We start from the raw sequence: 11656 nt of genomic DNA on the forward strand, positions 1-11656 counted from the left end.
AACCGAGGAACGGCCCGCGGCAGGTGCCACCCTGCCCTGATCAGGCAATCTGCAGGGCGAATGCATGGTTGAGCGAAGCCGGCACATCTTCCTCGCGCTCGAAACTCACGATCTCCCAGGCAGTCTTGTCCTCGAGCAATGCGCGTAGCACCTGGTTGTTGAGGGCATGGCCGGATTTGTGGGCCGAGTACGCAGCCAGCAAGGGATGCCCTGCAAGGTAGAGATCGCCGATTGCGTCGAGCACCTTGTGCTTGACGAACTCATCGGCATAGCGCAAGCCATCCGCATTCAGGACGCGGTACTCATCCATGACGATGGCGTTATCGAGGCTGCCGCCGCGCGCGAGGCCGGCATCGCGCATGTACTCAACCTCATGCATGAAGCCGAAGGTGCGGGCACGCGAGATCTCACGGGTGTAGGAGTGCTCGGCAAAGTCGACGGCGACCTCGGTGCCGGTTCGGTCGATCGCAGGGTGATTGAACTTGATCGAGAACGCGAGCCGATAGCCTTCATGCGGATCAAGTCGCACCCACTTGTCGCCCTCGCGGACCTCGACTGGCTTGAGCACCCGCAGGAAGCGCTTGGGCTGGGATTGCTCTTCGATCCCGGCCGACTGGATCAGAAAAACGAAGGGCGCGGCCGAGCCATCGAGAATCGGAATCTCCGGGCCATCAACATCCACATAGGCATTGTCGACACCAAGCCCGGCGAGGGCTGACATCAGGTGCTCCACCGTACCGATTTTCGCCTCGCCTTGCTGCAGGCCAGAGCAAAGCCGGGTATCGACAACGGAATAAGGTGAAGCAGGCAGATCCACCGGGGGATCAAGATCCACACGACGAAAGACAATACCGGTATCTGCCGGCGCCGGGCGCAGGGTCAACGTGACCTTGATGCCGCTATGCAAGCCGACGCCGGTCGCCGTGACGATCGTCTTCAGCGTTCGCTGTCGCAGCATACCCACCCCCGGCAAATTATTGATTGGCAAGCATTTTATCACGCTGATCACAGGCGGCGATTAACGCCCCCTATGAACAGGATAGTCATTCAAGCAGAGCATGAAAGCAAAACGCCCCGACCAGGCGGGGCGTTTTGGCTTGCTGGCACGAGGCTTCAGTCAGCTTGCTTGCGCAGGAAGGCCGGAATATCGAGCGTACCAAAACCGTTTGCGCTCATCGCCTCGACCGTCGTACGGCGATGCTGACGACGGATGACGGCCGGCTGCTCCAGGTCGGCATAGTTCACTTCAATGCCAACGTTGTCGGTTCCGGTGCGAATGACATGCATCGGCGGCTTCTGTGCCGCAGCCTTTGCGACGCCAAGACCGGTTGCAACCACGGTCACGCGAATGCGGTCTTCCATCGCTTCATCGAAAACGGTGCCGTAGATCACAAAGGCATCGCCATGAGCAAAGGCACGCACGGTATTCACCGCTTCACGTACTTCGCTCATTTTCAGCGAGCGGCTAGCCGAGATATTGATCAGCACACCGCGGGCGCCAGAGAGCTCAACGCCCTCCAGCAGCGGGCAGCATGCAGCCTGTTCGGCCGCGATGCGCGCGCGATCAATGCCGGCCGCTTCGGCCGAGCCCATCATTGCGCGCCCCATTTCAGCCATCACGGTGCGGACGTCCTGGAAATCGACGTTCACAAGGCCGGGGATGTTGATGATTTCGGCGATCCCTCCGACCGCGTTGCGCAGCACGTTGTCAGCCGAGCGGAAGCACTCTTCGACACTCGCGTCGTCGCCATGCACTTCCATCAGCTTGTCGTTGAGCACAACGATCAGCGAATCCACATGCTTGGCCAACTCTTCGATGCCGCTGTCAGCCACGCGGTTACGGTTCTCGAAGTCGAATGGCTTAGTCACAACGGCGACAGTCAGCACGCCCATTTCACGCGCGACTTCGGCAACAACCGGCGCTGCACCGGTGCCGGTACCACCGCCCATGCCCGCGGTAATGAAGGCCATGTGAGCGCCGGTCAGTGCCTCGGCAATCCGCTCGCGCGCGTCAAGCGCTGCGGTGCGGCCGGCCTCGGGCTTGGCGCCGGCGCCAAGGCCTGAATCGCCAAGCTGGATCTTGGTGCCGGCGCTGCTGCGCTTGAGAGCCTGGGCGTCGGTATTGGCGCAGACGAACTCGACCCCCTTGACCCCTTCGCGGATCATGTGGTCGATCGCATTACCGCCAGCACCGCCGATACCGATCACCTTGATCACTGTACCGACCGCTTCTTTTTCCCTGATCTCGAACATCTGCCTAGCCTCCTGATTCAGCCCTGGCGCGGGTGGTTGCCCCTGCTGTCGGGGAATTTGACAACCACCTAAATATAGTACGCCAATGAAAGTTTACAACTAAATATCGGCACCGTGCCAGATGCATGAGCGGTGCCGTGAAATACTTTGACTCGCAGCCTCAGAAATTGCGCGCAAACCAGGCCATAAGCCTTTGAAAAGACTGTTTCATGTTGCGCGTTTCGCGCGCATGCAGCCCCCTGCGGCGCTGGGCCGCAGCTTCGAACAACAGGCCCATGGCAGTCGCATACTGGGGATGACAGACCATGTCCGCCAGGCTGCCCTGGTAATGCGGGATACCGATACGCACGGGTGTGTGGAAGATCTCTTCGCCGAGTTCGACGACACCCGCCAAGACGGCCGAGCCGCCGGTGAGCACCAGCCCCGACGAGAGCAGTTCTTCGTAGCCACTGCGCCGCAGTTCGGCCTGAACCAACTCGAACAATTCGGAGACGCGCGGCTCGATCACATCGGCAAGCGCCTGCCGAGTCAGCTTTCGCGCGGCGCGCTCGCCCACGCTGGGGACATCGATCATCGCCTCGGGATCAACCAGCGCCGGCATTGCCACGCCGTAGCGGATCTTGATTTCCTCGGCCTCGGCGGTGGGCGTCCGCAGCGCCATGGCGATGTCGTTGGTGACCTGATCGCCCGCAACCGGAATCACTGCTGTGTGCCGTATCGCGCCCTGGGTAAAGACGGCGATGTCGGTCGTGCCGCCGCCGATGTCGACCAGGCAAACGCCAAGCTCCTTTTCGTCCTCAGTCAGGGTCGCAAAACTCGATGCCAGCGGCTGCAGCACGAGATCATTGACCTCAAGTCCGCAGCGGCGAACGCACTTGACGAGGTTCTGCGCCGCAGAGACCGCCCCCGTGACGATGTGGACCTTGACCTCAAGGCGCACGCCGCTCATGCCGATGGGCTCGCGTACCCCATCCTGGCCGTCGATAATGAACTCTTGCGTAAGGATGTGGAGGATCTGCTGATCCGCCGGAAGCGGCATGGCCTTGGCGGTTTCGATAACGCGCTCGACATCCAGCGGCGTGACCTCACGATCCTTGATCGGCGTCATGCCATTTGAGTTGAAGCTGCGGATGTGGCTACCCGCGATGCCGGTGTAAACCTCACGGATCTTGCAGTTGGCCATCATCTCGACCTCCTGCACTACCTTGGAGATCGCCTCGACCGTGGCTTCGATGTTGACCACGACACCCTTGCGCAAGCCGCTGGATGGCTGCGATGCCGCACCGATCACCTCGAAGCGGCCGTCAGCCTTCAGTTCGGCGACCAGCGCGGTGATCTTGGATGTACCGATGTCGAGGCCGACGATCAGATCCTTGTATTCCTTGCTCATGGGTTTGCCTTGTTGCTTGATGCGGTTGCAAGCTGCACCGCAAATCCTGTCGGGTAACGCAGGTCCGCCACGCGAACCGGTGTGCCAATCTGGGCACGCGCCCGCGGCCATATTTCGACGAAGCGGGCCAGGCGAAAAGCCAGCGGGGCTTTCGCATCGTCGCGCCCAAGCTCGATCACCAAACCGTCTTCAAGACGCAACTGCCATGCCTGTCGCTGCGAATAAGTGAGCGCTGCGGTGACGCCGCTTGCCGGGGCCAGCAGCGCCGCAAATTCGCGGTAACGCGCCAGCACCTGCGCTGCACTGCCCTCCGGCCCCGAAAGCGTAGGCAAACGCGCGTTGCTGGCGGCCGTAAAGACTTCGCCCTGCTGGTTGACCAGGCGGGTATCACCCGATTCACCCGAGCGCCAGTAGGCCGCGGCCACATGTTCTTCGAGCTTGATCTCAAGTGTCGCGGGCCACACGCGGCGCACTTCGGCGCGGCGCACCCAGGGCAGCTTTTCGAAGGCGGTCCGGGCCTCCTCAAGACTGACACTGAAGAAGTTGCCGCGCAGGCCTGAGCGCGCGGCGAATTCCAACTGGGCCGTAGTGACCTGCGAGAGGGGCGACATCACCACCACCTCGCGGAACCCGAACAAGGGCATCGCAAGCATTGCCCGCATGGCGGCGTAGCCGAGCGCAACCGAAGCGCCCAGCAGCAGCACGTCCGCAATGCGGTTGAGCCACTCCGGCCGGTGCCACAGGCTGTTGGACTGCGCCCCGTCGCGCGCTTGACGCGCGCCCGGCAGCCGCGAGCCGAATGCGGGCTGATGCTCAGCCAAGGCGCGCCCCCTTGAGGATCTCGACACAGAGGTCCTCGAACTCCAGGCCCGCAGCACGTGCGGCGATCGGCACCAGCGAGTGCGAGGTCATCCCCGGTGCGGTGTTCATTTCAAGGAAGGCGAAGCTACCGTCCGCGCGCACGATCAGATCGGCGCGGCCCCAACCGCGGCACCCGAGCACCTGGAAGGCACGCAGCCCAGCCTCGCGGATCTTGCCCTCGAGCGCGGCATCGATACCCGACGGACAGTGATACTTCACGACATCGGTGAAGTACTTGTTCTGATAGTCGTACTTGCCTTCCGGTGCCTCGATGCGCACCAGCGGCAGCGCGCGCTCGCCCAGCACCGCAGCGGTCAGCTCCTGACCCACGACGAACTCCTCGGCCAGCACGAGCGGATCGAGCTGATACGCCAACTCGAACGCCACGCTGAACTCCGCAAGGTTCGTGACACGCGTGACCCCGATCGAGGAGCCTTCGCGCGCAGGCTTGATGATCAGCGGCAGGCCCAGATCGGCAATGACCTCGGCCGCATCGGTGCCCGGTCCGAGCATCCGGTAGCGCGGCGTCGGCACCCCCGCCGCAAGCCAGACCAGCTTGGTGCGCCACTTGTCCATTGCAAGCGCCGACGCCATCACGCCGCTGCCGGTGTAGGGCACGCCAAGGGTTTCAAGGGCGCCCTGAACAGTGCCGTCCTCGCCAAAGCGCCCATGCAGGCAGATGAACGCCCGCTCGTAGCCTTCGCGCTTGATGTCCCACAGTTCGCGATGCGCAGGGTCGAACGCGTGTGCATCAACGCCCCGCGCGCGCAGCGCATCAAGCACGGCCGTGCCGGATATCAGCGAGATCTCGCGCTCTGCCGAGGGGCCGCCCATCAGCACCGCCACCCTGCCAAGTTGCTTGACGTCACTCATCGATTACACCTGCGCCAGCTTTCCGGGAACGGCACCGATCGAGCCCGCCCCCATGGTGATCACCACATCGCCATCGCGGGCGACTTCAAGAATCCGTTCCTGCATTTGCGCGATGTCTTCAACGAAGATCGGCTCGACCTTGCCGGCCACGCGCAAAGCGCGCGACAGCGATCTGCCATCGGCGGCCTGCAAGGGCGCCTCACCCGCGGCATAGACTTCGGCGAGCAGCAGCGCATCAACCGTACCGAGCACCCGGACAAAGTCCTCGAAGCAATCGCGGGTGCGAGTGAAGCGATGCGGCTGGAAGGCCAGCACCAGGCGGCGCCCAGGGAACGCACCGCGCGCGGCAGCGATCGTGGCCGCCATCTCGACCGGGTGATGACCATAGTCGTCGACCAGCGTGAAGCTGCCGCCGCTGCGTGCGGCGATTTCGCCGTAGCGCTGAAAGCGCCGCCCGACCCCCTGGAAGCCCGCGAGTCCGCGCGCGATCGCTTCGTCCGACACGCCCACCTCGGTCGCCACCGCGATGGTGGCAAGCGCGTTGAGCACGTTGTGCATGCCAGGCAGGTTAAGGGTGACCGGGAAACGCACGGTGCTGCCGTTCTGCCGCACCGCATCGAAGTGCATCTGGTCACCCACCGCACGCACGTTCTCTGCGCGCACCTGAGCGTCGGGGCTCAGGCCGTAGCGGATGATCTGCTTCGAAACGAAGGGCAGGATCTCGCGCACGTTCGGGTCATCAACGCACACCACCGCCACACCATAGAAGGCCAGGCGGTTTAGGAAGTCGACGAAAGCATGCTTGAGGCGGGCAAAGTCATGCCCGTAGGTTTCCATGTGGTCAGCGTCGATGTTGGTGACCACCGAAATCACCGGGCTGAGCATCAGGAAGGAAGCGTCAGACTCGTCCGCCTCAGCAACCAGAAACTCGCCCGTGCCCACGCGCGAGTTGGCGCCGGCCGCGTTCAGACGCCCGCCAATCACGAAGGTCGGGTCCATGCCGCCTGCTTCCAGCACGCTTGCGACCAGACTTGTCGTGGTGGTCTTGCCGTGCGTGCCGGCAATGGCGATGCCCTGCTTCAGGCGCATCAGTTCGCCCAGCATTTGCGCACGCGGCACCACCGGAATCTGACGCGCGCGGGCCGCCTGCACCTCAGGGTTGTCGCGCTGAACTGCAGTCGAGGTAACGATTGCGTCGGCATCGGCCACATGCTCGGCGGCGTGCCCCTGCACGATGCGGATGCCCAGGCTTGCGAGGCGACGCGTCGTCGCGTTGTCGGCCAGATCGGAGCCGCTCACCGCGTAGCCCTGGCTGGCGAGCACCTCGGCGATCGCGCTCATGCCGGTTCCCCCGACACCAACGAAATGGATGCGTTTGATCTTGTGTTTCATGACTCTGACCGGGGCGAGAAAAACCCACTAGTGTACAGGCTTGCAGTGCTCAAACCGGGCGCGTTCATGCATGCCTCCCCACAGCCAGTTGATCGATGATGTCGGCAATGCGCTCGGTTGCGTCTGGCCGGCCGATCCCTCGCGCCTTGGACGCCATATCAAGGCATTGCGCACGGTCCAGCCCCTGAATTGCGGCTGCCAGTTGCTTTGGCGTCAGCTGCGACTGCGGCAGGTGGATGGCCGCCCCCGCCCGCGCAAGCAATTCTGCGTTGTCACGCTGGTGTGAGGTGGTCGACACGACCAATGGCACGAGGATGCTGGCAACCCCGGCCGCCGCAAGCTCGGCCGCAGTGATTGCGCCGGCGCGGCACACCACCAGATCGGCGTTGGCAAGACGCTGCGGCATGTCGTCGATGAAGGGCAACAGTTCCGCTTCGATGCCCAGCGCGGCGTAGCGCTGACGCAGCGCTTCGATGTTGGCCTTGCCAGCCTGATGCGTGACGCGCGGACGCTGGTCCGGCGGCATCAAGGCGAGCGCCTCCGGAACCGTTTCATTCAGGACACGCGCGCCGAGGCTTCCACCGACAACCAGGATGTTCAGGCCGCCGCTGCGCGACGCATAGCGCGCGGCCGGCTCAGGGAGCGAACAGATCTCCTGCCGGACCGGGTTGCCGGTTACAACGGCCTTTCCGGCGAGCGAGCCGAACGCACCGGCAAAGCCGAACAGCACACGCTGCGCGAAGGGGCCAAGGAGTTTGTTGGAGAGCAGCGGCGCCGCATCTGCGTTGACCAGCGCGAGCGGCCTGCCGCAAAGGCGCGCGGCGATTCCCCCCGGCACCGTGACGTAGCCACCCATGCCAAGCACAACATCGGCTCGTGCGGCGCGCACCAGGCGAATGCAGCGAAACAGGCTGGCAACGAAGCCGATCGCGCCGCGCACGGCGTGGGCAATGCCCTTGCCCCGCAGCCCCGAGAACGCAATCGCATCGAGCTCGATGCCATGCCGCGGCACGATCTCGCTCTCCATTCCCTGCGTTGTACCGAGCCAACGCACCGACCAGCCGCGTGCCTGCATCGCCTGTGCAATGGCGAGGCCCGGAAAGATGTGGCCACCGGTGCCGGCAGCCATGACCATCAGGGTGCGCGCTGGCCGCATCAACTGCGCCCCCCGCGCGTCAGCTGGCGGTTTTCCCAGTCGATCCGGAGCAGCACCGCAAGCGCAACACAGTTCGCGAGCAGGCCAGAGCCGCCAAAGCTCATGAGCGGCAAGGTCAGCCCCTTGGTTGGCAGCAAACCCATGTTCACGCCCATGTTGATGAAGGACTGCACGCCGATCCAGATGCCGATGCCCTGCGCAACCAGGCCGGCGAAATGGTGATCGATCGAATGGGCCTGCCGGCCGATCGAAAACGCACGCTGAACAACGATGGCAAAGAGCACCACCACCGTCATGACGCCCACGAAGCCAAGCTCTTCGGCAACCACCGCGAGCAGGAAGTCGGTGTGCGCTTCGGGCAGATAGAACAGTTTTTCAACACTGCCCCCAAGGCCCACGCCGAACCACTCGCCGCGCCCGAACGCGATGAGCGCATGCGATAGCTGGTAGCCCTTGCCGAAGGCGTCTTGCCACGGGTCCATGAAGCCCAGCACGCGTTCGCGCCGGTACGGCGAGAGCCAGATCAGCAGGATGAAGCCGACGATGGCAACCGCGATCAGCAAACCAAAGATGCGAACGTTGATGCCGCCCAGAAAGAGAATGCCGAAGGCAATGGCGGTGATGACGACGAAGGCGCCGAAGTCCGGCTCGCGCAGCAGCAGAAAGCCGACGAAGAGTACGACGCCGGCAAGTGGCAGGAAGCCGCGCCGGAAGCTCTTCATGTCGCCCAGCTTGCGCACGGTGTAGTCCGCCGCGTAGATCGCCACGCCCAGCTTCATCAGCTCGGAGGGCTGCAGGTTCGCAAAGCCAAAGCCGATCCAGCGGCGTGCACCGTTGACCTCGCGGCCGACGTGGGGAATCAGTACCAGCAGCAGGAGCACCACGCCAATCGCGAACAGGATCGAAGCGCTCTTCTGCAATGTTGCGATCGGCACCTGAAAGATCATTGCCCCCGCAGTCAATCCGATCAGGAGGAAGATCACATGGCGGACCAGAAAGAAGGTGGGCTGATACTGCGTATGGCGGTTGCCCTCCGCCATGGCGATCGATGAAGAGAACACCATCACCACCCCGAGCAGCAGGAGTGCGGCGGCCGCCCAGATCAGGAACGGGTCGAGCTCGCGCGGCGTCTGCTGCACGCCACTCAAGCGCCCGACGGCGCGATGGGCCGCATGCGAGCCCATCGGCAAGGCCGGCTCGGATCGGGCAAAGAATCCAGCGAAACGCTCACGCATCGTCATCGCCGCGCCACTCCCGGAAGGGCCCAGACCGCGTCGCAGAAAACTTCGGCGCGGTGGGCGTAGTTACGGAACATGTCGAGACTCGCGCAGGCCGGCGAGAGCATTACCGCATCCCCCTCGCGCGCCTGCTCGTTTGCCAGCAGCACCGCCGCAGGCAGGCTATCGGCGCGAAGCAAAGGCACGCCGCAGCCCTCGACCGCCGCGGCAATCGCGCCGGCGTCGCGGCCGATCAGCACAACCGCGCGCGCATGCCGCGCGAAGGCCTCGCGCAGGGGCGTGAAGTCCTGCCCCTTGCCATCACCGCCTGCGATCAGGGCCACCCTGAGACCAAGCCCCTCAAGCGCCGCCACGGTGGCGGCGACGTTGGTACCTTTGGAATCGTCGTAGAAGGCAACGCCATCGGCGCGTCGGGCGATCAATTCAACACGATGCGGCAAACCGCGGAAGGCGCGCAGCGCATCGAGCATGGCCGGAACCGGCAGGCCGATCGCGTGGCCGAGGGCAAGCGCCGCCAGCGCGTTGGCGACGTTGTGGGCACCCGCCAGATTCAGCTCGGTGCGCGGCAAAAGCCTTTGTTCGCCGAGCGCCAGCCAATCCTGCCCGTCATGCGCGAGCACGCCCCACGCATCAGCGTGATCCGGCGCACCGAGCCCGAAACTCACCGCATCGCGGTCTGATCGCTGCATCTGCCGAACCCGCGCGTCGTCACGATTGATGACCTGCACCGCACAGCAGCTGAAGACGCGCGCTTTCGCCGCGGCATAGTCATCGAGCCCGGCATACCGATCGAGGTGGTCGTCGGTGACGTTCAGCACGGTGGCGGCATCTGGCGCGAAGTCATGGCAGGTTTCAAGCTGGAAGCTCGAAAGCTCGAGTACCCACGCATCCGCCGGGGTCGCCGCGTCTTCACGCCGCATCCACTCATCGAGCACCGCCGGGCTGATGTTGCCGGCGACGGCGGTATCCAGGCCGGCGCCCTGGCAAAGCGCCCCGGTCAGCGCGGTGGTCGTGGTCTTGCCGTTGGTGCCGGTGATCGCGATGATGCGCGGCGTCTGTCCGCTTGCCCGCAGTGCCCAGGCGAACAGATCGAACTCGCCGACCACGGGAATCGCCCGCTCCGCAGCCGCTTCCAGCAAGCGCTGGCGCGGATCGATACCCGGGCTGATCGCAAGCAGTTCAATCGCATCAAGCAAGCTTTCTTCGAACGTGCCGCGGCGCAGTTCAACCTGCGGCATGGTCGCAAGGGCGTCGACACCCGGCGGCGCAGCGCGGGTATCGGCCACCCGCACCACTGCCCCCTGCCGTGAAAGATGACGCACCATCGCCAGACCCGATTCACCGAGCCCGAGCACCAGTACGCGAAGACCTTTCAACTCCACCGGCAGACCCCTGTTTCAGCGCAGCTTGAGGGTCGAGAGACCGAACAGAACGAGCATCAGCGTGATGATCCAGAAGCGGACCACCACCTGCGTTTCCTTCCAGCCGCCCAACTCGTAGTGGTGATGCAGTGGCGCCATGCGGAAGATCCGCTTGCCGCCGGAATACTTGAAGTAGGCCACCTGCACCATGACTGAGAGCGCCTCGGCAACGAAGAGGCCGCCCATGATGAACAGCACCACTTCCTGCCGCACGATCAGCGCCACCGTGCCCATCGCTGCGCCGAGGGCGAGCGCCCCGACGTCGCCCATGAACACGTCCGCCGGGTAGGCGTTGAACCACAGAAAGCCGAGACCGGCGCCACACATGGCGCCGCAGAAGACCGCCAGTTCGCCAGCGCCTGCGATGTAGGGCACGCCCAGGTATTTCGAGAAACCGATGTGGCCGGCCACATAGGCGAACACCGCAAGCGCGGCAGAAACCATGACGGTCGGCATGATCGCCAGCCCGTCCAGACCATCGGTCAGGTTGACCGAATGACTCGTGCCATTGATGACGAAGTAGCCCAGCACGACGAAGCCTGCGACACCCAGCGGATACACCGCCGACTTGAAGAAAGGCACGATCAGCTCGGTCTGCGCCGGCACGGTGGCCGTCAAGCCCAGGTAGAGCGCGGCGGCACCGGCAATCAGCGAGGTCCAGAAATACTTCCAGCGCGATGCCAGCCCTTTGGGATCACGATGCACGACCTTCTTCCAGTCATCCACCCAACCCACCGCCCCAAAGCCCAGCGTGACCAGAAGCACCACCCAAACGTAACGGTTGGTCAGGTCGCCCCAAAGCAGCGTGGTGATGCCAATCGCGATCAGGATCAGCGCGCCGCCCATCGTCGGCGTACCCGCCTTGGTGAGGTGCGATTTCGGACCATCGTCACGCACCGCCTGGCCGATCTTCTTTGCCGCAAGCCAGCGGATCACCGGCGGCCCGAAGATGAACGAAATGACCAGCGCAGTCAGCGCGGCCACCATGGTGCGCAGCGTGATGTAGCCGAACACATTGAAGGTACGGATGTCTTCGCCGAGCCACAGCGCGAGTTGAAGCAACATGTCTGGT

At 64.0% G+C, this 11656-nt stretch carries 10 protein-coding genes; all 10 read right to left on the reverse strand.

Annotated elements, in window-relative coordinates:
• Positions 1 to 40: 40 nt before the first annotated feature.
• The 10 genes from lpxC to mraY all read right to left on the reverse strand — a co-directional run bounded on the left by lpxC (position 41) and on the right by mraY (position 11649).
• Positions 41 to 958 carry a UDP-3-O-acyl-N-acetylglucosamine deacetylase gene (lpxC, locus tag OPU71_RS17160; RefSeq protein WP_267729285.1) on the reverse strand — a complete coding sequence of 306 codons (918 nt, stop codon included), beginning with the start codon at positions 956 to 958 and terminating at the stop codon, positions 41 to 43.
• Positions 959 to 1113: 155 nt separating this feature from the next.
• Positions 1114 to 2253, reverse strand: coding sequence for a cell division protein FtsZ (gene ftsZ, locus OPU71_RS17165; protein WP_267729286.1), 1140 nt, complete (start codon positions 2251 to 2253; stop codon positions 1114 to 1116).
• A gap of 160 nt (positions 2254 to 2413) precedes the next feature.
• The gene (gene ftsA / locus OPU71_RS17170; RefSeq protein WP_267729287.1) at positions 2414 to 3643 is read right to left on the reverse strand and encodes a cell division protein FtsA; all 1230 of its coding nucleotides are present in this window, start codon (positions 3641 to 3643) and stop codon (positions 2414 to 2416) included.
• Positions 3640 to 4464 carry a cell division protein FtsQ/DivIB gene (locus tag OPU71_RS17175; protein WP_267729288.1) on the reverse strand — a complete coding sequence of 275 codons (825 nt, stop codon included), beginning with the start codon at positions 4462 to 4464 and terminating at the stop codon, positions 3640 to 3642. The genes ftsA and OPU71_RS17175 overlap by 4 nt, the downstream gene beginning before the upstream one ends.
• The gene (locus OPU71_RS17180; protein WP_267729289.1) at positions 4457 to 5377 is read right to left on the reverse strand and encodes a D-alanine--D-alanine ligase; all 921 of its coding nucleotides are present in this window, start codon (positions 5375 to 5377) and stop codon (positions 4457 to 4459) included. The genes OPU71_RS17175 and OPU71_RS17180 overlap by 8 nt, the downstream gene beginning before the upstream one ends.
• Before the next feature lie 3 nt (positions 5378 to 5380).
• A complete protein-coding gene (gene murC, locus OPU71_RS17185) occupies positions 5381 to 6769 on the reverse strand; it encodes a UDP-N-acetylmuramate--L-alanine ligase (RefSeq protein ID WP_267729290.1) in 1389 nt (462 codons plus the stop codon).
• 64 nt (positions 6770 to 6833) lie between these two features.
• On the reverse strand, positions 6834 to 7925 hold the full coding sequence (gene murG, locus OPU71_RS17190) for an undecaprenyldiphospho-muramoylpentapeptide beta-N-acetylglucosaminyltransferase (protein ID WP_267729291.1): 1092 nt from the start codon (positions 7923 to 7925) through the stop codon (positions 6834 to 6836).
• Complete coding sequence (ftsW, locus tag OPU71_RS17195) at positions 7925 to 9109, reverse strand: putative lipid II flippase FtsW (RefSeq protein WP_267729332.1); 1185 nt, start codon at positions 9107 to 9109, stop codon at positions 7925 to 7927. The genes murG and ftsW overlap by 1 nt, the downstream gene beginning before the upstream one ends.
• A 53-nt stretch (positions 9110 to 9162) precedes the next feature.
• Positions 9163 to 10545, reverse strand: coding sequence for a UDP-N-acetylmuramoyl-L-alanine--D-glutamate ligase (murD, locus tag OPU71_RS17200; RefSeq protein WP_267729292.1), 1383 nt, complete (start codon positions 10543 to 10545; stop codon positions 9163 to 9165).
• 15 nt (positions 10546 to 10560) lie between these two features.
• Positions 10561 to 11649, reverse strand: coding sequence for a phospho-N-acetylmuramoyl-pentapeptide-transferase (gene mraY, locus OPU71_RS17205; RefSeq protein WP_267729293.1), 1089 nt, complete (start codon positions 11647 to 11649; stop codon positions 10561 to 10563).
• Positions 11650 to 11656 lie beyond the last annotated feature (7 nt).

The sequence above is a fragment of the Niveibacterium sp. 24ML genome, assembly GCF_026586805.1.
In the GTDB taxonomy this organism is placed as follows: Bacteria; Pseudomonadota; Gammaproteobacteria; order Burkholderiales; family Rhodocyclaceae; genus Niveibacterium.

Coding starts and splice junctions, on each gene's coding strand:
- lpxC (WP_267729285.1), bottom strand. CDS start 958: ATGCTGCGACAGCGAACGCTGAAGACGATCGTCACGGCGACCGGCGTC.
- ftsZ (WP_267729286.1), bottom strand. CDS start 2,253: ATGTTCGAGATCAGGGAAAAAGAAGCGGTCGGTACAGTGATCAAGGTG.
- ftsA (WP_267729287.1), bottom strand. CDS start 3,643: ATGAGCAAGGAATACAAGGATCTGATCGTCGGCCTCGACATCGGTACA.
- OPU71_RS17180 (WP_267729289.1), bottom strand. CDS start 5,377: ATGAGTGACGTCAAGCAACTTGGCAGGGTGGCGGTGCTGATGGGCGGC.
- murC (WP_267729290.1), bottom strand. CDS start 6,769: ATGAAACACAAGATCAAACGCATCCATTTCGTTGGTGTCGGGGGAACC.
- murG (WP_267729291.1), bottom strand. CDS start 7,925: ATGCGGCCAGCGCGCACCCTGATGGTCATGGCTGCCGGCACCGGTGGC.
- ftsW (WP_267729332.1), bottom strand. CDS start 9,109: ATGGGCTCGCATGCGGCCCATCGCGCCGTCGGGCGCTTGAGTGGCGTG.
- mraY (WP_267729293.1), bottom strand. CDS start 11,649: ATGTTGCTTCAACTCGCGCTGTGGCTCGGCGAAGACATCCGTACCTTC.